Genomic DNA, 21,724 nt, shown 5'->3' with positions numbered 1-21,724 from the left:
CGGCGTAGCCGCTATAAACTATAAACTATAAACTAAATTTAAAGATCATCGAAGTTGATAGGCTGCTCGGTTGGCTTAGCCTTCTTCTTCTCTTTCTTTTCTTCTGTAGTGGCAGTACCGGTGGCAGATTCGTCTTCCGCCTTCTTGGCAGGAACCTCGCGGATGATAGGGTTGCCTTCGTCATCGAGAACGATCTCTTCCTGGAAGACGGTACTGTCTACCTTGGTGGTATCTACCTTTGGCTTTGGTGCATAACTTGCACAGATGTACATATCGCGGGTGATATCGTTGTCATGTGGCTTGTCAAACTTGCCGTGATACTGCTGGAAGGCTGGGTCGCCAAAGACACTCTGAAGGAAGTAACCGCACACAGGAAGAGCGGTTCTGGATCCCTGACCCAAGGCTCCGGTGCGGAAGTGGAGACAGCGGTATTCGCCTCCTACCCAGGCACCAACTACGAGCTTAGGGCTCACACACATGAACCAAGCATCGGAGTGGTTATTGGTGGTACCTGTCTTGCCACCGAACTCTGTATCACGGTAGTTGCCTACATAGCCCCAGAGACTCTGGGATGTACCTCCCGGCTCCTTCATACCGCCCTGTAAGAGCTGCTGCATGAGGAAGGCACTCTTGTAAGGTATCACCTGCTCGGAATCGGTAGGGCCCTTGTAAACCACCTTACCATCGTGGTCTACAATCTTGGTAACCAATACCGGGTCGTGGTGCTTGCCATTGTTGGCAATGGTGCTGTAGGCGCATGTCATCTCCAGGAGGTTGACATCGCTGGAACCGAGGGCGAGAGAAGGGGTGTCATCCAGCGGACTGTTGATACCCATCTTCTTGGCTGTCTCGATGATGCGCTTGATGCCCATCTCCTGTCCTAATCTTACAGCCACAGAGTTGATACTCTTGGCAAAGGCACTCTTCAATGGGATACTGTCGCCCGAGAACGAACCATTGGCATTGGATGGGCGCCAGGTGGTCATCTCGTGCTTCTTCTTATCGTATACCTCCATAGAGATATATTCGTCGCGACGCTTGTCACAAGGGGTTAAACCCTGATTCATCGCCTCGGTATAAACAAAGAGCTTGAAGGTAGAACCAGGCTGGCGCTCGGCTGTTACCTTGTCATACTTCCAGTGGTCGAAGTCGATATCGCCCACCCATGCCTTTACTGCTCCGGTCTGTGGCTCCATGGCTACAAAGGCGCAGTGCATGAAGGTGGTCATATACTTGATGGAGTCTTCTGATGTCATATTCATCGTGATGCTGCCCTTGTCATAATCGAATACCTTAACCGGGTGAACCCACTCCTTATAGTAATAGTTTACTGAGTCGGGATTGTTAGGGAAGCGGGCTATCAATGCCTTGTAGAATGGCTGGCGCTCGGCAATGCCCTGGATGAAGTTTGGTATCACGTTGTGGTTCTCATCCTGCCAAGGATCCTGACCCATCCAGTTGCCTTTGCCTGCCTGGGTACGGCGGATGCTCCAGTGGTTGTTGAAGTTCTGCTGTACCTGTTTCATCTGCTTGCGAGCTGCATCTTCTGCATACTTCTGCATGCGGGTATCGATGGTGGTATAAATCTTCAAACCGCTGGTATAGAGGTCGTAACCTTCGTCTTTACACCAGTCTTTCAGGTAGTTGGCTACTGCCTCACGGAAGTATTTAGCCTGTCCGTCGTAGTTTTCTTCTACCTTGAAATCGAGCTTGATAGGCTCATCTTTCAGTTCATTGTATCTGTCTTTTGAGAGATCGCCATGTGTCACCATATTATATAATACGGTGTTGCGGCGTGCAAGACTGTTCTCCGGGTTGGTGCGTGGGTTGTAGTAGGTGGTAGCTTTGAGCATGCCCACGAGCACGGCAGCCTGACCGGTGGTCAACTCCTTAGGGGTGGTGTTGAAGTAGGTCTTCGCAGCGGTTTTGATACCATAGGAATTGCTACCGAAATCTACTGTATTGGCATACATGGTGATGATTTCCTTCTTGCTGAACACCGTTTCGAGTTTAACCGCGATGATCCACTCCTTGCTCTTGATGATGAGCAGGCGGAGTACAGGAATCTTGCCCAGCAAACCGGTAGAATATTGCGAACGTACACGGAACATGTTCTTCGCCAGCTGCTGTGTGATGGTAGAAGCACCGCGCCCGTTATGATGGAGGAGTGCATCCTTGGCAGCAGCAAACACACCGATAGGATCGATACCGATGTGCTTGTAGAATCGTTCATCCTCGGTATCTACCAGTGCCTTGAAGAAATCAGGTGTTACCTCATCATATTCTACCGGAGTACGATTTTCGTTGAAATACTTGCCGATGAGCTTTCCATCAGCCGAATAGATTTCAGAGGCCTCTGAGGTCTGTGGGTCCAGGATGCCTGAGAAATAGCCAGGTGACTTGCCGAAGAGCCATAAGAAGTTGATATCTACTGCGCCCAGATACAAGATGAAGGCGACTATACAACTTGCCAAGGCAACGAGGGTCTTGGTATACCACGCTCTGCCCTGATACAATCCTTTGTACCAGGTACAGAATGCGCGAAACTTTTGCCATGACCAGGCAAAGAGAGACTTAATTTTATTCATATATGATGATATAATGATTTCGTTGTTTTACTCAGAACTTCTTCGATAGTAAATACTGTAGACTTCTTCGTGCTTTACTCTTCGTTCTTCACTTCCTCTACATCCACATAAATCTCCTTTGAATTCTGTTTCTGCTGCTGGTTCTTCAGCCAGATTCTCTTGTTGTTGGAGACTTTAAAGGCGTTGAGAAGCTCTACTACTCCATAGATGAGCATACCCCAACCGATGATGAAAAGAGGAGCAGAGGCGATGGCTGAAGGCTTAATGATGGCGAGCAGACCCAGCAGAAGAAGGGCTGAAGGGAAGAGCCAGAAGAGAATGCCTACGCGTCCCATCTTAGCTGCTGAAGCCAGGTTGGCAAACTGGGTCAGAGCACCCAGAATCAGGATGAATGCCAGGATGAACATCAGCCAGGCGATAAACACCTGAGGCATCAGGGCAAGCAGCAATCCCAGGATAAGACTGCCTACACTCACAAGCGGGAATTTAGGTATCATGCCCATGATAGGCTTACCATTGGAATCAGACAGAATCTGGCCCTGCATCTTCTCTGCATTGCGCTTGGCTGCCCAATAACTGGCAAGGGAGATGACACCTGAAAGGAAAAACAAAACACCGATGGCGATGGTTATCCAGGTGACGGTCTGCTCACGATATTGGATGAGCAGGACTCCTACGATGATGGCGCATACTGCGCGGAATATTGAACTGTGTATTACCTTCATACTAAAACTGATTTTGTTATTTCGGGGCAAAGTTACGAAAGAAATCCGAAACTAGCAAGAAGTTTTTTATATAAACTTAAATTATTGCTATATTTAACGCTAATTATTGCTATATTTAACGCAAATTATTTGTTGGTCTCGATAGAAAGCCGTAATTTTGTAAGCAAAATCAGAATCATGATGTCTTGGAAAGAGACTTAGTGAAAGTAAAAACTATGTCTGGAGTATAGACTTAGGAAAAGTAAAAACTCATTTTTGATATAGACGGAAAAAGTAAAGACAATGACAAAATTATATTTGGTGCGCCATGGTGAAACGGTGGATAACAAGGCGCAAATTATGCAGGGACAAACACCGGGAAAACTCAATATGAAAGGTATTGAGCAAGCTGAGGAAGTGGCCAGGAAAATGGCCGGTACACCTATCGATGTTTTCGTATCAAGCGATCTCTATCGCAGTATACAGACCTGTGAAATTATTGCCGGCTCGCATCCCGTTGTCACCACTCCCTTGCTCAGAGAGCGCGATTGGGGCGATTTTACGGGTAAATTCATCCCTGACCTGCCGAAGGACCCAAAGGATTGGCCGGACAACATAGAGACGCTGGAAAAGATGAAATCAAGAGCCCAGAATTTCCTTACCTGGCTCAAGGTTACTTATCCTGATCAGACCGTTCTTGCTGTGGGGCATGGCATCATCAACAAGGCTATCCAGAGTGTTTATTATAAACGTCCGATGAACCAGATAGAGAAAATGGCGAATGCTGAGGTCAGAGTCCTTATTCTTTAAGTGAAGAGTGAAGAATTCAATTGCTTCGCTAATCATAAAAGTTCAAAGTATCAAAAGTTCTAAGTATAATTCAAAGTATCAAAGAATATGAATAAAATTGCTCTTATTACAGGCGCAACAAGCGGTATTGGCGAAGGTTGTGCACGTCGTTTTGCCCGTGGCGGCTATAACCTGATTCTTACAGGTAGAAACACGGGAAAGTTGGAAATCCTGAAGAAAGAACTCGAGGCTGAGGGCGTTGAGGTGCTTGCCTTGGCTTTCGATGTGCGTAACCGTGAAGCTGCCAAGAAAGCGGTGGATTACATCCCTGAGGAGTGGCGCAATGTGGATGTGCTTATCAATAATGCAGGACTCGCACGTGGACTGGAACCTGAATATGAGGGCGATTTTGAAGATTGGGACCAGATGATTGATACCAATATCAAGGGTCTCTTAACCATGACTCGCCTGATAGTACCTGGTATGGTGGAGCGTAATCATGGTCATGTAATCAATATAGGTAGTGTGGCGGGTGATGCTGCTTATGCGGGAGGTAATGTATATTGTGCTACCAAAGCGGCTGTAAAGGCTATTACAGACGGCTTGCGTATTGATGTGGCACATACGAAAGTGCGTGTTACTAATGTGAAACCGGGTTTGGTTGAAACAAACTTCTCTAACATCCGTTTCCATGGTGACCAGAACCGCGCAGACAACGTTTACCGCGGCATAGAGCCTCTGAACGGGGATGACGTGGCAGATGTTGTCTTCTATGCTGCAAGTGCTCCAGAACACGTGCAAATAGCTGAGGTGCAGGTTCTTGCTACGCATCAGGCTAACGGAACCGTGATACACAGAAGCTAGTTAATAGTTTACAGTTAATAGTTTATAGAGGCTGCGCCGTTGAGTAAGATTGTCAAAGCGGTTTATGCTATAAACTATTAATTATTAACTATTAATGATGTGGCAAAGCTGATTGATATCTGATTCGAATGTATCTCGATTAATCGCCTTTGCTCGCATTCCTGACTTGTAGTTGTAGATGGTCTGGGTGGAGTAATGCAGCAGGGTGGCAATCTCCTGGCTGTCGGTTACACCCAGTCGCATCAGGGCAAAGATGCGAATCTCAGTGGTCAGGTCGTGCGTAGTAGGAACTTCCAGTTGACATTCTGGCAGCAGAAGCTTGTTCAATTCTGTAACGAAACCCGGATACAACTCCATGAATGCCTTATCGAACCGGTTGTAGAACATCTGTGATTCCTCTTCTTCCAATTTATGGGTGTGGAGATTCTTCAGCAAATCGGCGGTCTGGTTTGCCTTGATCTTACGGCTTACCAGTTTGCGGTAATCTGATAACTTGCTGATATAAGCCGCACTGATGTCCATAAAGAGGCGCATGTAGGTCTCTCGCTTGATATTGGTCTCTATCAGCTGCTGGTTCAGTTCGGTGAGCTGTGCATTCATTTCTTTCTGCTTCTCTTTCTGTTCTTCAATCTCAGCCTTGTTTTTCTTCAGTCTGTTCTTCTGTCGGTTATTGACGAATGAGAGGATGAGAATGATGACCAGCGCCATGCTTACACCAATGAACCCCCAAAGAAAGCGGGTACGAGAGCGCTCGGCAGCCTGCTGGTTGGCTGAAGCGATGACTGGAAGGATGTTGGAAATCTCCATCATGCGCAGTTGGTTGTTGAAGAACTGTGCATCTTCCATCGTGTGCTGGATATATTTGGCAGCTCTCTTACTGTTACTCGCATCCTTTTTAAAGATGTAGTAGGCTAGCTTTTGAAGCGCAATCGTTTCTTTGAGCTGGCACAATCCATCGCTCACGGATGCCTCTACAAGATATTTCTCGTAATGGTCGAATTTGCCTATATGTTTGTAATATCTGGCTATACCATAAGCCGACATGGCATGTATGCGGGATTTGGCTGGCGACATCTTCAGTGCCTTCAGATAATAGTTGAGCGATTCCTTGCTGGTAGGGTTGTGGAGATAGGCGTATTCGCCCATGAGATACTGATAGAAGACGTTATGCTTATTGTTTTCATTGAAACTCTGTATCAGAAGGGTCATATAATGTTTCTTCTGGGCACGGAATTCTTCGGCATAATCTGAGTTCTTGGCGTATGATTCCCAATAGTTGTAGAGCCAGGCGTATGTGAAGTAATAGTATTGCTTCAGCTGGTATGGCATCTCATCAGGATTGAGCGATTGGAGTAAGCTTTCTGCTTTGCCATAAAATCCCCTCACCGAGAGTATGGACGCCCGGTTTATCTGGTTACGTAATATATAATAGGTGTTATGACATTTTTCTGCCAATTCAAGCCCCTGTTTCATATATGCGTATGCTGAGTCGTAGCGGTAAGTACTATAGGCATGATATATGCTGTCAAGAAACAGTAGTCGGGTTTGGTCGTCTTCAGCTTCATAAGCTTGCCGCTTCAGATGTTTCAATTCCTTTTCCTTGATTCCCTGATAATATTGGTCGTTTTCAATCATCTTGTCAATACAATCCAATAAAGTCTTCTCGTCCGTTTTGCCTTGAGCAGCCAATGGCATAGTAAGCAAAAGAAGTAAATATATAAGTAGTTTCATCTTTAATGCTTCTTTATAATTATAACAAAATCGTCTTTTAAATGTTATTTTCGTCCTTTTGTCCGTTTTGTGGTGCAAAGATACAAATTTCCTTTCATATAATACCATTTACTTTAGATAAAAATAGTTAATATGTTGAAATCTCTGATTTTTAGGGAGTTATCTATTTCTTTAGTAGGCTATTTTTTTACCCAAATACTACTTAGGTATACAACTTTGAAAAAAATGATATAATTTTGCAACCGAAATCAGAAAACAGTAGTTTTTATGGTTTTATTACCACTTCAAGTCTTCTAAAAGTATTTAATGATAAAGAAAATTCCTTTTGTTGATTTAGTATGTTGATTTAAATAGGAAAACAGGTTTAGTTTATATTAGGGAAAAAAGGATTGGTAATAGACTAGGCTACTTGATGATTCAAGTTTGCCCTTAAAGGCAAAGCTTATCTATTATGTTTTAGGGAAAACCGCCATGCTTTTGTGAAAAAGTGTGGCGGTCTTTGTTTAATATATGTTAGTTTCTTCTCTTTTCTTTTCTTTTTTTTGGTCAACTCAATTTTTTTTTTTACCTTTGCCACATATTTATATATAGATGAATGGATTTATATATATAGGTAGTAGGAAATAGATTTCGAGAGAAAAAATCTGTTTTCTTCATGTGTAGAGGGAAATGGTAAGTAGACTTTAAAATATTATATTGAATAAAATATTAAAACAATGAATATATTAGTAACAGGCGCTAATGGTCAATTGGGACATGAAATGCAAATCTGTGCCCAAAAAAGCAATCACAAGTTTGTCTTCACCGATGTGGCTGAAGGCTATGAAAAACTGGATATCACCAATCTTGACGCTATCCGAGAAAAGGTGAGGGAGAATGATATTCAGGTAATTGTTAACTGCGCTGCTTATACCAACGTAGATAAGGCTGAAACAGATTACGATCTGGTTAATCTGCTCAACAATACTGCTGCGGGAAATTTGGCACAGGCTATGAAGGAGGTAGATGGTGCTTTGATTCATGTATCTACCGACTATGTTTTTCAGGGCGATAAGAATATACCTTGCCGTGAAGATTGGGAAACGAATCCTTTGGGGGTATATGGTAAAACGAAACTTGCAGGCGAAAAGAGTATTGAAGCTACAGGATGCAAGCATATCATCATCCGTACAGCATGGCTCTACTCTCAGTGGGGTAAGAACTTCGTGAAGACCATGCAGAGTCTCACGGCAAGCCACGACACCCTGAAGGTGGTCTTCGACCAGGTGGGTACTCCAACTTATGCTGGCGACCTGGCTGCTGTCATCTCACATATCATCGAAACTGACCAGTTGGATAAGACGGGCATCTACCACTTCTCTAATGAGGGTGTCTGCTCTTGGTTTGATTTCGCTAAGATTATCTGCGAACTGAGCGGAAATACTTGCGATATACAGCCTTGCTACAGCGAGGAGTTCCCAAGCCCAGTGAAGCGTCCTCACTTCTCTGTACTTGACAAGAGTAAGCTGAAGCAGACTTTCGGATTTAAGGTGCCATACTGGACTGACAGTTTGAAGAAGTGCATCGCTGAATTGGCGGCAGCAAAATAATTATTAATTATAAATTATTAATTGAAATGAAGAATATCATTATCACGGGCGGTGCTGGTTTCATCGGCTCACACGTAGTAAGACTTTTCGTGAACAAATACCCTGAGTATCACATCATCAACCTCGACAAGTTGACATACGCAGGCAACCTGGCTAACCTCAAGGACATCGAGAACAAGCCTAACTATACTTTCGTTAAGGGCGACATCTGTGATTTCGACCTGATGTTGAAACTGATGCAGGACTACAAGGTGGATGGCATCATCCATCTCGCTGCCGAGAGCCACGTAGATAGAAGTATCAAGGATCCATTCACTTTCGCTCATACCAACGTGATGGGAACCCTGTCTCTGCTCCAGGCGGCAAAGATTTACTGGGAGAGTCTTCCTGAAGGATACGAGGGTAAGCGCTTCTACCACATCTCTACCGATGAGGTATACGGTGCATTGCAGATGACTCATCCAGAGGGCATTCCTGCTCCTTTCACTACCAAGGCATCCAGCGGTAAGAACCACGAGGCTTACGGCGAGGAGTTCTTCCTGGAGACAACCAAGTACAATCCTCACTCTCCATATTCTGCATCCAAGGCAAGCTCAGACCATTTCGTCCGTGCTTTCCACGATACATACGGTATGCCTACCATCGTGACCAACTGCTCTAACAACTACGGTCCATACCAGTTCCCAGAGAAGTTGATTCCTCTGTTTATCAACAATATCCGTCATCGCAAGCCATTGCCAGTATATGGTAAGGGTGAGAACGTGCGCGACTGGTTGTATGTAGTAGATCATGCCCGTGCCATCGATATGATTTTCCACAAGGGAAAGATTGCCGAGACTTACAACATCGGCGGTTTCAACGAGTGGAAGAATATCGATATCATCAAGGTGGTTATCAAGACCGTTGACCGTCTGCTCGGCAGAAAGGAAGGCGAGGATTTGGATCTCATCACTTATGTAACAGACAGAAAGGGTCACGATATGCGTTATGCTATTGACTCTAGAAAGTTGCAGAAGGAACTCGGCTGGGAGCCATCTCTTCAGTTTGAGGAGGGTATCGAGGAAACCGTGAAATGGTATCTCGAGAACCAGGAATGGATGGACAATGTAACCTCTGGTGATTATCAGAAGTATTATGATAATATGTATTCAAACCGATAATAGCTTTTGGAGTAATCGGAACATGTTTCTATTGTAACCGGTGCATGTCTCTATTGTAACCGGTGCAAGAGATTCTGTTTTGTATATTGAATCAGGAGTCCTGTATTTGTTTATAACAGCAAATGCAGGACTTTTTTGTTTTATGACAATTAAAATGCAGTAAATATATTATTATTTCTTAATTTTTTATGCTTTATGTCGAAGAAAACTAAAAACTAGAAAATATTTTTCTATCTTTGCAGCCTTAATGATATATAAAAGAAACAGATATGAAGAAAATAATAATATCAGGCATCGTTATGGCGGTTGCTACCTTGCCGTGCCTTCCCGTTAAGGGACAGGGAAAGGTGGTTCCTTTTAAATATGGTAATATGGACCACTGGGTAGTCAGGAATATCAAAGAATCAGGCATTATCGGAGGAAATCAGAAAACAGTTTATGCCGTTGGACCTAATATGACTGTCAATGGTAATATTCCTTATACCAATAAGGGTGGTTCGCCTTGGGGTTCTTCTAATGTCCTGGCACATGTATCGGGCATCTATAAGACGAATAACTCTGTGTTTCGTGATAAACATGGTAGTGGATATTGTGCCAAACTGGTAACCCATATTGAGAAAGTAAAAGTGCTGGGACTCATCAATATCAAGGTATTGGCTGCCGGTTCTCTCTTTCTGGGTAATGTTCGTGAACCGATAACAAGTACCAAGGATGGTCCTAAAGCCATCAACTGGGGTATACCATTCACCGCACGTCCTAAGGCTTTGCGCTTTGATTATAAGACTTCTTTTCCTAATGCAGCCAATCGTATCAAGCAGAATGGATTTAGCGGAGCCTCTACGGTTGCAGGTCGAGATCATGCTATAGCTGTGCTCTATCTGCAGAAACGGCATGAAGATGCTAAGGGAAATATAACAGCTAAACGTGTGGGTACGATGGTAGTCAGATTCGGAAAGAGTACCAATAGATGGGTGGAAGATGCTACCTATACAATCCATTATGGCGATATCCGCCACATGGCAGGTTATCAGGCTGCTACTATGGGACTGCGATCCACTGACTATGCCCGTAACAGCAAGGGTAAGAGTGTGCCGGTAAAAGAAGTAGGATGGGCGAGTGCTAACGAAACACCTACTCATCTGATTCTTCAGTTCTCCTCATCCGATGGTGGAGCCTATATCGGAACTCCAGGCAATACCTTGTGGATTGATAATGTAGCATTAGTGTATTAAAATAATAAAATCAACAAAATGAAGCATATTCTGACAATACTTATTATGATGTTGGCATTGGGCAGCTATGCCTCTGAGCTTTCTGTAACCGATAGTATCTCATCTGCAGAGAAGGTGGATACGATGGCTTTACGTGCCGGGAAATCATGGGTGAACCGGATTCTTGACTACTTTAATGATTCCAACAAAAACAAGAAGCATAAGCGTTTCGATTTTAGTGTGATAGGTGGTCCTCATTATGCCTCTGATACCAAGTTTGGATTGGGATTGGTGGCAGCAGGACTATACCGTACTGATCCGAACGACAGTATTCTTCCTCCTTCTAATGTCTCGCTTTATGGTGATGTCAGTTCTGTAGGTTTCTATATGTTGGGTGTCCGTGGTAACCATATTGCTCCTAAAGGAAGATATCGCATCGATTATCACCTTTATTTCTATTCTTTTCCCGCTGATTTTTGGGGAATAGGCTATGAGATGGGCGATAACGATGCCAATAAGAGTGACATGAAGCGTTGGCAGGCTCAGGCTGAAGTTAGCTTCCTGTTTCGTGTAGCAGATAATTTCTATATCGGACCGATGGCGAGTTATGACTATGTAATAGGTAAACATATTGAGCGTCCGGAATTACTGCAAGGCATGGATCAGCATACTTGGAATGTAGGAGCTGGCGTTTCTCTGGTATATGATAACAGAGATAATCTTACGAATCCACATCGTGGTATCTATCTGAATATCAATCAGATGTTCAGACCTGGATTTATGGGAAATGATTATGCTTTCAGTACGACGGCATTTCGTTTTGATGCCTATCAGCGACTGGGTAAGGGAACGGTTCTTGCCGAGGACATTGGGGCTAACCTCAACTTTGGCAATCCTTCGTGGGGAATGATGGCTGAATTGGGTGGTACTCATTCCATGCGTGGCTATTATGAAGGCCGTTATCGCGATAAGCATTCTCTGGAAGCTACGGTTGAGTTGCGCCAACATGTATGGAAGCGTAATGGAATCGTAGTGTGGGTTGGAGCAGGAACCATCTTCCCGAAATTCTCGGCATTGCGCTCTAAACAGATTTTGCCGAATGCCGGTGTAGGTTATCGCTGGGAATTTAAGAAGAATGTGAATGTACGTCTGGATTATGGATTCGGTAAGTCGGGGCAGTCTGGTTTTCTCTTCAATATCAATGAAGCGTTTTAGTAATAATGCTCTTTATGTAGTTTGATAATGCTCTTTAAAGTGTTAATGAAAAAGTAGAATGAACAGTTTTACGGATATATATAATAAGGTGTCATCGGGAGCATTCCTTTACGGGTATGCTGTGGGAGCATTGTTGTTGCCTAATATAGCTCTGTGCTATACTGAATGTCTGGCACCTTGGGCTTGTGGTGCCAATGTGTTGCTGCCTTTGGCACTCTACATGTGGTTCTTTTCGTTAACCAGATGTCCGGGTAAGATGATCTGGTGGGCTTTTCTTTTTGTTTTTTTCGCTGCCTTCCAACTGGTATTGCTTTATCTCTTCGGGACGGGAGTGATAGCGGTAGATATGTTTCTGAATCTTGTAACTACCAATCCTGGCGAGGTGAAGGAACTGCTTGATAATCTGTTGCCTGCCGTGGTGGGTGTTTTTGTGGTTTATCTTCCTTTGCTGGTTCTGGCCATTGTCAATATCAGCAAGAAAGGGATGATAGTGGTTCAACTCCAGCATCGAGTGCGTCGTTGGGCTTTGGAGATAGCTGCTGTCGGTTTATTCTGTCTGCTGGCTTGCTATGTGGCTGTAGATGATTATCGCTTACGCAACCAGCTTTATCCTGTTAACGTTTGCTATAATCTCTATCTTGCTTTCGAGCGTGATGCGGCTTCAGAGAATTACAGGGAGGCAAGCCGAAATTTCAGGTTTGATGCCAGGAGCGAGCACGATGCTGAGGCTCCCGAGGTGTATGTGATGGTGGTGGGAGAGACGGCGAGAGCCCACAATTTCAGTCTCTATGGCTATCCGCGCGATACCAATCCTTTGCTTTCCAAGACTCCTGGAATCATAGCTTTTCCCGATGCTACAACCCAGAGTAATACTACGCATAAAAGTGTTCCTATGCTCCTGTCGGCTGCATCAGCAGAGGATTTCGAACGTCTCTTTCATGAGAAAGGTATCCTGGCAGCTTTCAGGGAGGCGGGATTTCATACCGTATTTATCAGCAATCAGCTACCTAATCATTCTTTTATTGATTTCCTTGGCGAACAGGCTGATGAACATTACTTCCTGAAGGAAGGTGCTTCTGCAAAAGATAATCATTATGATAGTGATTTGTTGCAGAAGTTGGATGGGATATTGCCTGCGGCAGATGCTTCTTCATCCAAGCAATACCGTTATCGGAAACTCTTCGTGGTACTTCATACTTATGGTTCTCACTTTAATTACCAGGAGCGCTATCCCCGTAATTTCGCTTTCTTTAAACCTGACTGTAAGAGCGAAGCGAAGCCAGAGAACCGGCGTGACCTGCTGAATGCATACGATAATACCATCCGGTATACCGATTATATCCTGCATGGTATCGTAGAACGTCTGCAGAAATGGGAGAAGACTCAGGCAAAGACGGATGGGGTATATAGCCAACCTACATCGGCGATGCTCTATACCAGCGACCATGGAGAGAATATCTTTGATGATGACCGTCGCCTCTTTCTGCACGCCGCCCCGAAGGCATCTGATTATGAGCTGCATGTTCCTTTCATCATCTGGACATCATCTGGTTATGGAAAACAATATCCGGGAATACTGAAAACTTTGTCTGGTCATCGTACCCAACAGGTACAGACGAGTCTTTCGGCTTTTCATACGATGTTGGGGATAGGAGGCATCCTGACCCGTTATCGCCAGGATAAATATTCTGTGGCAAGTGAGAAGTATCATCCTGTGAAGTTGTTTTATCTGGATGATCATGATAAAGCGATTCCACAGGAAACTGCCAAATATTAGCATCTGATTTTAAGCGTAAACGCGCTCTTTGTGTAAAATACATGAAAAGAGTTTTCGTAAATGTCAATTATTTGCGAAAACTCTTTGTCGTATCTATAATTTGCTGTATCTTTGCACCCAGATTTAGATAATAATAAAAATACAGTTGTTATGGAACCAACTCGAAAAATCGAAAAGGTAGGCATGCGCAACCTCCGTATGGAGGATTATGATCAGCTTGCCAAGTCATTTAGGCGTATTTACGCAGACTCAGATGTATTTTGGACAAAAGAACAGATTAAGAAACTCATTACTATCTTCCCTGAGGGTCAGGTGGTTATTATCGTTGATGATAAGATTGTGGGCTGTGCGCTCTCTATCATCGTCAATTATAATATGGTGAAGGGCGATCATACCTATGCTCAGGTTACGGGTAATGAAACCTTCAATACCCACGATCCTAATGGAAACATTCTTTACGGCATCGAGGTATTTATCCACCCTGATTATCGTGGTTTGCGCCTGGCTCGCCGTATGTATGAGTATCGTAAGGAACTCTGCGAGAAGCTCAACTTGAAGGCTATCATGTTTGGCGGTCGTATACCAAACTATCACAAGTATGCCGATAAGATGCGCCCTAAGGAGTATATCGAGCATGTAAGAAACCGTGAAATCTATGACCCGGTTCTTACCTTCCAGCTTTCCAATGATTTCCACGTGCGCCGCGTAATCCGCAACTATCTTCCTAGTGATGAGGAGAGCGAACACTGCGCCACCCTCTTGCAGTGGGATAACATCTATTATCAGCCACCTACGGATTCTTATGTAGACCGCAAGCCAACCGTAAGAATCGGATTGGTACAGTGGCAGATGCGCCCATACGCTTCGGTGGATGACCTCTTCGAACAGGTTGAGTTCTTCGTTGATTCTGTGAGCGATTACAAGAGCGATTTCATTCTCTTTCCAGAGTATTTCAATGCGCCTTTGATGGCTCGTTTCAATGATTTGGGTGAGGCGCAGAGCATCCGAAAGATGGCGCAGTATACCGAAGAAATCCGTGACCGTTTCCGCGAGTTGGCCATCAGTTACAACATCAATATCATCACGGGTAGTATGCCTTATCTTAAGGACGATTCCCTCTATAATGTGGGCTTCCTCTGCCGCAGAGATGGTAGCGTAGACATGTACGAGAAGATTCATGTTACACCAGATGAGCAGAAGTGCTGGGGATTGAGTGGTGGTAGCCATATCCAGACCTTTGATACCGATTGCGGTAAGATTGGTATCGTCATCTGCTATGATGTGGAGTTCCCTGAGTTGTCAAGATTAATGGCTGAGGATGGCATGCAGATTCTCTTCGTGCCATTCATGACCGATACCCAGAATGCTTACTCCCGAGTAAGAGTCTGTGCACAGGCGCGTGCCATCGAGAACGAGTGCTATGTAGCCATTGCGGGTAGTGTGGGCAACCTGCCACGTGTTCACAACATGGATATCCAGTATGCCCAGAGCGCCGTGTTCACCCCTTGCGACTTTGCTTTCCCTAACGATGGCAAGCGTTCAGAGGCAACACCTAATACCGAGATGATTCTCGTATCAGATGTTGACCTGAATCTCTTGAATGAACTTCATACCTACGGTGCTGTAAGAAATCTTCGCGACCGCCGCAAGGATCTCTACGAATTGAAACAGAAAAAGTAGGGGAAGTGAAGAACGAAGAGTGAAGAATTCAATTGTATTGATATATAGATATATAAAGAATGTATAAGATAGAAATCTCGGAGCGCACGCTCCACTTCAAGCAGCCGGCAGGCACGTCTCGTGGCGTATATACCACGAGACACAGTTATTATCTCACCCTTACATCGGATGAATTGCCGGGAGTAGAGGGAGTGGGAGAGTGTGCTACGCTCCCTGATCTCAGTTGCGATGCCAAACCGGAATATGAGATGACCCTGCGACAGGTTTGTCAGATGGTGGAGCAGATGGGACGCATTCCATACGATATGATTCGTGCTTATCCTAGCATCACCTTCGGTTTGGAAACAGCCTTCGCTTCGTTCTTCGATGCAGCGAAGAAGTTTTTGGAGATTGTTCCTGCTGAAGGAGCATCTTCTTCAGAAATGTTGAAGCAGAAAGGGGTTTCTGTTCCAGCCGGAATGGAGAACCTGACAGAACTTTTCGACTCTCCTTTCGGTAGGGGAGAAGAGGGAATCACCATCAACGGATTGGTGTGGATGGGAACCTACGAGGAGATGCTGGCACGGCTGGAGGAGAAGCTCCAGGCGGGTTTCCATTGCGTGAAACTGAAGATCGGTGCCATCGATTTTTTCAAGGAACTTGATCTCATCAAGCGCATCCGTGATGTGTATACCAAGGAGCAGGTTGAGTTGCGTGTAGATGCCAATGGTGGCTTTTTGCCGGAGAATGCAATGAGTCAGCTGGAGGCTTTGGCTAAATATGACATTCATTCGATAGAGCAGCCTATCAAGCAGCATCAGTGGCCTAAGATGGCCCAGCTCTGTCGCGAAACACCGCTTCCTATCGCCCTAGACGAGGAGTTGATTGGTGTGAATGTCCGGAGTATGAAGCAGGCTTTGCTCGATACGGTCCGTCCTCAGTATATCATCCTCAAGCCTTCACTTCATGGTGGAATCTATGGATGTAACGAGTGGATAGAACTGGCTAACCAGCGTGGTATCGGCAGCTGGATTACTTCTGCTCTTGAGAGTAATATCGGTCTGAATGCTATTGCTCATTATGCAGCTAAAGTATATGGTTCTAATGTTAAGATGCCGCAAGGCTTGGGCACCGGACAGCTCTTTACTGATAATATACCGATGCCTTTGGAGATTCGTGGTGACAAACTGTTTGTAGTAAAATGACTTTAGAAGAATTCCTTTCAGAATGGAATAACGGTAGCGACCGGATGCTTGTTCATACAAGTGGTTCTACAGGCAAGCCTAAACCGATGTTGGTTGAGAAAAAGCGGATGCTCAACTCGGCCCGCATCACTTGTGATTTCCTGGGATTGAAACCTGGTGATAGCGCCCTGCTCTGTATGTCGCTCGATTATATTGCAGGTAAGATGGTGGTGGTGCGGAGTATAGAGCGCCATCTCCATCTTATTTCAGTTTACCCAAGTGGGCATCCTTTGAAAGATGTAAATGAAGAGATTACCTTCGCTGCGATGGTCCCGATGCAGGTTTATAACACCCTGCAGGTTCCTGAAGAGCGGGCTCGTCTCTGCCGCATCAGTCATCTTATTATCGGTGGTGGGGCCATAGATGAGGCTCTCGAACAGAAACTGAAGGCTCTTCCCGGCGATATTGCCATCTGGAGTACCTACGGAATGACCGAAACGCTCTCGCATATTGCCCTGAGAAGAATTAATGGTGATAAGGCCAGCGAATGGTACCAGCCTTTCGATAGTGTGAAAATCAGTCAGACCGATGAAGGATGTCTGGTAATAGATGCTCCGCAGGTCTGTGCAGAGCCCCTGGTAACGAACGATATAGTGGAAATAGAATCCTATATATATAATAAGGTGGAAAAACTCCGTTTTCGCATCAAAGGCAGAAAAGACAATGTGATTTGCAGCGGAGGCATCAAGATACAGATAGAAGAGGTTGAGGCTCTGTTGAAGCCTTATCTTGAAAAACCTTTCATGATTGTCAAGAAGAAAGACGGGAAGTTTGGAGAAATTGCTGTCCTCTTGACGGAAGATGAGGATATGAAAAAAGTAGAGGCGACTGTTCGCCGCCTCTTATCTGATCATAAATATTGGATTCCAAGGGAATATCTTCATGTAAACCAACTCCCACTTACCGAAACCGGAAAGCCGAAGCGCTCTATCTTTCTTTAAAGGGATTCTCTGAAGAAAGATTCTTTAGCTGAATTATCCTTCTCTGAAGAAGTCAAGTGCTTCCTTGATCTCTTCTGTCGTAGCTGTCTGGTTGATACGGATATCGCCTATGCCGCCCAGCATCGTGAAGTTGATGATGCCATTCTGGTTCTTCTTGTCATGGTGCATCAGCTCGATGAGCTCATCATAGTCATCGCAGGTAATATCCAGTGTACCATAGAATTCCTTGATGAAGTTTACGGTCTGGCGCATCTTCTCAGTAGGGAATCCGGTTTTGGCAACACTCAGATAGAGTTCAGGGATGAGACCGAATGCCACTGCATAACCATGCAGGATAGGCTTGCGCTTCAATGCCCAACTCTCGAATGCATGACCGAAAGTATGACCCAGGTTCAGCGCCTTGCGGATGCCCTGCTCGTGAGGATCCTGCTCTACAATGCGCTCCTTTACCTTCACGCTGTCGCCTACCATGCGCTGCAACTGCTTCAAATCAGGCTTGTCGAGGTCGGAACTGACCAGTTCTTCCCACATTGCTTCTGTAGAAATCAGACCGTGTTTCAGCATCTCTGCATAGCCCGAACAGATGTTTTCTGCATCGAGCGTCTTCAGGAACTCTGTATCGAGAATAACAAACTTAGAATCGTTAAACACACCTACTTCGTTCTTCAGTCCGCCGAAGTTGATGCCTGTCTTTCCACCTACCGATGCGTCTACCATAGCCAGCAGGGTGGTAGGGATATTGATAAAGTTGATACCTCTCTTAAAAGTGCTGGCAGCAAAGCCACCAAGGTCGGTTATCATGCCGCCGCCCAGATTAATCATACAGGAGTGGCGTGAAGCTCCTCCCTCCTGCAGTCCTTTCCATACCATCATCAGACTGTCGATGTCTTTATGGCTGTCGGTAGCCGGAATAGTGATGATATGGGCTTCCTTCATGCAGTAAAAACTCTGCAATACAGGCATGCATAGTTCCAATGTCGTAGTATCTGTAAGCACAAAAAGCTTGTCGTGCTCACACTCAGAAAGTGCACTTACCAGTTCGCTTTCCAGTTTGGTTGATATGATTACTCTTTGTTCCATAACATTCTAGCGTATTAATTTTTGTGCAAAGATACACTAAAATGGAGACAAAACAAAAAAAAAGTTGCTAAATTTGCGTTTTTTATCTCAGAATGCATTAAACCTTGGTGTATTTAACGCGTCAAAACAATCGAGTAACAAAAATGATAATAGAATATCATAGCGATTATGTGTGAAAACACTCATAGTTGAAAATAATAACAAATAAAAATAAGAATGAAAAAATCGATTCTGACGATGCTGCTGCTGTTGATGGCAATAGCATCCTTTGCTCAGCAGCGACTGATATCCGGTCAGATTACCGACCGCGATACCAAGGAGGCCATTGAGCAGGTAACTATTCAATTGCTTAAGAGCGACAGCACGTATGTGGCTGGTGCCATCAGTAATGAGAACGGACTCTTTCACGTCACCGCTCCGGCTAATGGCAAGTATCTGCTCAAGATTTCGAGCGTAGGATACAAGTCTACCATGAAGCGTATCCAAATTTTTGATAACAAGGATCTGGCTATGGGTAAGATTGTGCTGGGTGCTGAGGCTATCATGCTGAAAGGCGCAGTGGTAACAGCTATGGCTCAGAAGGTAACTCTGAAGGAAGATACTTTCGTGTACAATTCTTCTGCCTATCGCACACCGGAAGGATCGGTAGTTGAGGAACTCGTAAAGCGTCTGCCGGGTGCAGAGGTGAGCGATGACGGTACCATCAAGATTAATGGTAAGGAGGTAAAGAAGATTCTGGTAGACGGCAAGGAGTTTATGACCGGTGACACCAAGACTGCCCTGAAGAACCTGCCTACCAGCATCATCGAGAAAATCAAGGCATACGATGAGAAGAGTGATCTCTCTAAGGTGACCGGTATTGATGATGGTGAGGAGCAGACCGTGCTCGACTTCGGTGTCAAGAAGGGTATGAATAAGGGTCTGATTTCCAATATCGACCTGGGCGTGGGCAACAAGAGCCGCTATAACATGCGTGGTATGGGCGGTTATTTCTCTAATAACAGCCGATTCATGCTCTTTGCCAATGCCAATAACACCAGCGACCGTGGTTTCGGAGGCGGTGGCCCCGGTAGAGGTTTCGGAGGTGCTAACGGTTTGAATGCCAGCAAGATGATAGGTGCTAACTATAATTATGAACTGAAAGATAAATTCAAGTTCAATACTTCACTTCGCTGGAATCACAGCGATGGCGATATTTGGAGCCGTCGTTCCAGCGAGAACTTCATGGGTAGCAGCTCTTCGTTCAGCAACAGCTTGACTCAGAAATTCTCCCGCAACAACAGCTGGAACGGCAACATCCGCTTGGAGTGGATGCCAGACTCTATGACCAATATCCTCTTCCGTCCTTCCATCTCCTGGAGTACCAGCGATGGATTGAATGGCAGCCAGTCGGCTTCTTACAACAAGGATCCTTATACCATTACCACCAAAGACCCTCTTTCTGAGGAAGGTATTGATGAGTTGGACAAGGCTGGGGCTATGGTGAACAGTCAGTTGACTAACGGAATCACCTATTCTGATAATAACAATATCAGGGGTATGCTGCAGGTGAACCGCAAGTTGGGCAACAAGGGACGCAACATCACCTTGCGTATGAATGCCAAATATACGGATAATGACAGCAAGAGCATCTCGCTTAACAATGCCAAGCTCTATCTCGTACAGACAGCGGAGGGTAAGGATTCTACTTATCAGACCAACCGCTATAACCTGACTCCTTCGAAGAATTACAGTTATGCGGGCCAGTTGACCTATAGTGAGCCACTCTGGAAGGCTACCTTCCTGCAGTTCAGCTATAAGTTTACTTACAGCTACTCCAAGAGCGACCGCAGCACCTACGATTTCAGCAAGTATGCGATGACAGGAGATCATGAATATCGTGGTTGGGATAGTTACCTGAATCCGTTTGCCGGTCAGCTTGGCAATTACAAGGATGAGGATTTGAGTAAGTATTCTGAGTATAAGAACTATACTCATGATATCCAGGTGATGATGCGATTCATCCGAAGCAAATATAATCTCAACTTCGGTGTAATGATTCAGCCACAGCGCTCCAACTTCATCTACGATTATATGGGCAATCATAAGGATACCGTCCGCACGGTGACGAATATCAGTCCAACCCTCGATTTCCGTTATCGCTTCTCAAAGATGAGCAACCTGCGTGTGAACTACCGTGGTACCACTTCTCAGCCAAGCATCTCTCAGTTGCTTGATATCACAGATAACAGCGACCCGCTGAACATCTCGAAGGGTAACCCTGGCTTGAAGCCATCGTTCACCCAGAACTTCCGATTGTTCTACAACAATTTCGTGCAGAACCATAACAAGGGTGTCATGACCTTTATCAACTTCTCTACCACCAACAATAGCATCAGCAACAAGGTGACCTACGATGAGAAGACTGGTGGTAGAATCACCCGACCTGAGAATATCAATGGCAACTGGAATGTGATGGGAGCCTTTATGTTCAACTGCTCTATCGATAGTGCCGGTGTATGGAACTTGAATACCGACACCTACTTGGGTTACAACAACTACGTGAGTTATCTGAGTCTCGACAAGCAGTCTGATTCCCAGAAGAATACCACCCGCAGTACTACTTGGAGAGAGCGCCTCTCTTTCAGCTATCGCAACAACTGGCTGGAGCTTTCGCTCGATGGAACATTGAATTATAACCATGCTACAAACAAGTTGCAGCCAAACAGCAACCTCAATACCTGGCAGTTCTCTTATGGACCAAGCATGACGCTTACAGCGCCTTGGGGCACCAGTCTGAACTCAAGCCTATCTATCAGCAGCCGCCGCGGTTATAGCGACAGCAGCATGAATACGGATGAGTTTGTATGGAATGCGCAGCTCTCTCAGGGTTTCCTGAAGGGCAAGCCTCTTACCATCATGCTGCAGTTCTACGATATTCTCCGCCAGCAGAGCACCTTCTCTCGTGCCATTTCTGCTACATCCCGTACGGATACGGAGTATAATGCCATCAACAGCTATGCAATGCTGCACGTGATTTACCGCCTGAATCTCTTCGGAGGCAAGGATGCCCGCAAGGGTGGACCTGAAGGTCCTGGTGCCCGTCCAAACTTCCATGGCCGTCCATTCAATGGCGGTTTTGGCGGTGGTCGTCCAGGCGGCAGAATGTTCTAGAAAGACTTCATTTAAAACG

At 45.2% G+C, this 21,724-nt stretch carries 15 protein-coding genes; 11 read left to right on the top strand and 4 right to left on the bottom strand.

Going from position 1 to position 21,724, the window contains the following annotated elements; translation table 11 throughout:
• Positions 1-38 precede the first annotated feature (38 nt).
• Together KUA48_RS04455 and KUA48_RS04450 are read right to left on the bottom strand one after the other, a co-directional pair.
• Positions 39-2,588 (bottom strand): transglycosylase domain-containing protein, encoded by a 2,550-nt coding sequence (locus KUA48_RS04455; RefSeq protein WP_218433476.1) that lies wholly within the window; start codon positions 2,586-2,588, stop codon positions 39-41.
• 74 nt (positions 2,589-2,662) lie between these two features.
• Entirely contained in the window at positions 2,663-3,313 is a 651-nt protein-coding gene (locus KUA48_RS04450; RefSeq protein WP_118201250.1) for a DUF308 domain-containing protein, read from the bottom strand.
• A 282-nt stretch (positions 3,314-3,595) separates the two neighbouring features.
• Between KUA48_RS04450 and KUA48_RS04445 the strand changes: the two genes are divergently transcribed.
• Both KUA48_RS04445 and KUA48_RS04440 read left to right on the top strand, forming a co-directional pair.
• Positions 3,596-4,102: a histidine phosphatase family protein gene (locus tag KUA48_RS04445; protein WP_118064606.1), complete on the top strand. Its 507-nt coding sequence runs from the start codon at positions 3,596-3,598 to the stop codon at positions 4,100-4,102.
• A gap of 87 nt (positions 4,103-4,189) precedes the next feature.
• A complete protein-coding gene (locus KUA48_RS04440; RefSeq protein ID WP_153087088.1) occupies positions 4,190-4,945 on the top strand; it encodes an SDR family oxidoreductase in 756 nt (251 codons plus the stop codon).
• Between the two features lie 84 nt (positions 4,946-5,029).
• On the opposite strand, the gene KUA48_RS04435 is transcribed toward KUA48_RS04440, so the two are convergent.
• On the bottom strand, positions 5,030-6,676 hold the full coding sequence (locus tag KUA48_RS04435; protein ID WP_218433477.1) for a DUF6377 domain-containing protein: 1,647 nt from the start codon (positions 6,674-6,676) through the stop codon (positions 5,030-5,032).
• Between the two features lie 716 nt (positions 6,677-7,392).
• On the opposite strand from KUA48_RS04435, the gene rfbD reads away from it, so the two are divergent.
• The 8 genes from rfbD to KUA48_RS04395 all read left to right on the top strand — a co-directional run bounded on the left by rfbD (position 7,393) and on the right by KUA48_RS04395 (position 17,472).
• Positions 7,393-8,265, top strand: coding sequence for a dTDP-4-dehydrorhamnose reductase (gene rfbD, locus KUA48_RS04430; RefSeq protein ID WP_118253989.1), 873 nt, complete (start codon positions 7,393-7,395; stop codon positions 8,263-8,265).
• A 26-nt stretch (positions 8,266-8,291) separates the two neighbouring features.
• On the top strand, positions 8,292-9,425 hold the full coding sequence (locus KUA48_RS04425; protein WP_218433478.1) for a dTDP-glucose 4,6-dehydratase: 1,134 nt from the start codon (positions 8,292-8,294) through the stop codon (positions 9,423-9,425).
• 269 nt (positions 9,426-9,694) lie between these two features.
• Positions 9,695-10,657, top strand: a complete 963-nt coding sequence (locus KUA48_RS04420; protein ID WP_182429564.1) for a PCMD domain-containing protein — start codon at positions 9,695-9,697, stop codon at positions 10,655-10,657.
• 45 nt (positions 10,658-10,702) lie between these two features.
• Positions 10,703-11,851: a BamA/TamA family outer membrane protein gene (locus tag KUA48_RS04415; RefSeq protein WP_371833704.1), complete on the top strand. Its 1,149-nt coding sequence runs from the start codon at positions 10,703-10,705 to the stop codon at positions 11,849-11,851.
• Between the two features lie 58 nt (positions 11,852-11,909).
• Positions 11,910-13,628 carry a phosphoethanolamine transferase gene (locus tag KUA48_RS04410; RefSeq protein WP_218433479.1) on the top strand — a complete coding sequence of 573 codons (1,719 nt, stop codon included), beginning with the start codon at positions 11,910-11,912 and terminating at the stop codon, positions 13,626-13,628.
• Positions 13,629-13,778: 150 nt separating this feature from the next.
• Complete coding sequence (locus KUA48_RS04405; protein ID WP_006847288.1) at positions 13,779-15,308, top strand: carbon-nitrogen hydrolase family protein; 1,530 nt, start codon at positions 13,779-13,781, stop codon at positions 15,306-15,308.
• Between the two features lie 59 nt (positions 15,309-15,367).
• Positions 15,368-16,492, top strand: a complete 1,125-nt coding sequence (locus tag KUA48_RS04400; protein ID WP_153087907.1) for an o-succinylbenzoate synthase — start codon at positions 15,368-15,370, stop codon at positions 16,490-16,492.
• Positions 16,489-17,472, top strand: a complete 984-nt coding sequence (locus KUA48_RS04395) for an AMP-binding protein (RefSeq protein ID WP_218433480.1) — start codon at positions 16,489-16,491, stop codon at positions 17,470-17,472. The genes KUA48_RS04400 and KUA48_RS04395 overlap by 4 nt, the downstream gene beginning before the upstream one ends.
• A 33-nt stretch (positions 17,473-17,505) precedes the next feature.
• Here the strand turns inward: KUA48_RS04395 and aroB are convergent, their stop codons facing one another.
• Positions 17,506-18,552, bottom strand: a complete 1,047-nt coding sequence (gene aroB, locus KUA48_RS04390) for a 3-dehydroquinate synthase (protein ID WP_218433481.1) — start codon at positions 18,550-18,552, stop codon at positions 17,506-17,508.
• 216 nt (positions 18,553-18,768) lie between these two features.
• Here aroB and KUA48_RS04385 point away from each other — a divergent pair, with 216 nt between their 5' ends.
• Positions 18,769-21,705: a TonB-dependent receptor gene (locus tag KUA48_RS04385; RefSeq protein ID WP_218433482.1), complete on the top strand. Its 2,937-nt coding sequence runs from the start codon at positions 18,769-18,771 to the stop codon at positions 21,703-21,705.
• Positions 21,706-21,724: the final 19 nt, after the last annotated feature.

It is taken from the genome of Segatella copri (assembly GCF_019249795.2).
Taxonomy (GTDB): domain Bacteria; phylum Bacteroidota; class Bacteroidia; order Bacteroidales; family Bacteroidaceae; genus Prevotella; species Prevotella copri_B.
Note: the sequence above shows the minus strand (reverse complement) of the source record. Positions and strands in the feature narration are given on the sequence as shown.

Excerpts from the sequence above, each read along its gene's own strand:
- KUA48_RS04455 (WP_218433476.1), bottom strand. The coding sequence starts at position 2,588 with ATGAATAAAATTAAGTCTCTCTTTGCCTGGTCATGGCAAAAGTTTCGC.
- KUA48_RS04450 (WP_118201250.1), bottom strand. The coding sequence starts at position 3,313 with ATGAAGGTAATACACAGTTCAATATTCCGCGCAGTATGCGCCATCATC.
- KUA48_RS04445 (WP_118064606.1), top strand. The coding sequence starts at position 3,596 with ATGACAAAATTATATTTGGTGCGCCATGGTGAAACGGTGGATAACAAG.
- KUA48_RS04440 (WP_153087088.1), top strand. The coding sequence starts at position 4,190 with ATGAATAAAATTGCTCTTATTACAGGCGCAACAAGCGGTATTGGCGAA.
- KUA48_RS04435 (WP_218433477.1), bottom strand. The coding sequence starts at position 6,676 with ATGAAACTACTTATATATTTACTTCTTTTGCTTACTATGCCATTGGCT.
- rfbD (WP_118253989.1), top strand. The coding sequence starts at position 7,393 with ATGAATATATTAGTAACAGGCGCTAATGGTCAATTGGGACATGAAATG.
- KUA48_RS04425 (WP_218433478.1), top strand. The coding sequence starts at position 8,292 with ATGAAGAATATCATTATCACGGGCGGTGCTGGTTTCATCGGCTCACAC.
- KUA48_RS04420 (WP_182429564.1), top strand. The coding sequence starts at position 9,695 with ATGAAGAAAATAATAATATCAGGCATCGTTATGGCGGTTGCTACCTTG.
- KUA48_RS04415 (WP_371833704.1), top strand. The coding sequence starts at position 10,703 with ATGATGTTGGCATTGGGCAGCTATGCCTCTGAGCTTTCTGTAACCGAT.
- KUA48_RS04410 (WP_218433479.1), top strand. The coding sequence starts at position 11,910 with ATGAACAGTTTTACGGATATATATAATAAGGTGTCATCGGGAGCATTC.
- KUA48_RS04405 (WP_006847288.1), top strand. The coding sequence starts at position 13,779 with ATGGAACCAACTCGAAAAATCGAAAAGGTAGGCATGCGCAACCTCCGT.
- KUA48_RS04400 (WP_153087907.1), top strand. The coding sequence starts at position 15,368 with ATGTATAAGATAGAAATCTCGGAGCGCACGCTCCACTTCAAGCAGCCG.
- KUA48_RS04395 (WP_218433480.1), top strand. The coding sequence starts at position 16,489 with ATGACTTTAGAAGAATTCCTTTCAGAATGGAATAACGGTAGCGACCGG.
- aroB (WP_218433481.1), bottom strand. The coding sequence starts at position 18,552 with ATGGAACAAAGAGTAATCATATCAACCAAACTGGAAAGCGAACTGGTA.
- KUA48_RS04385 (WP_218433482.1), top strand. The coding sequence starts at position 18,769 with ATGAAAAAATCGATTCTGACGATGCTGCTGCTGTTGATGGCAATAGCA.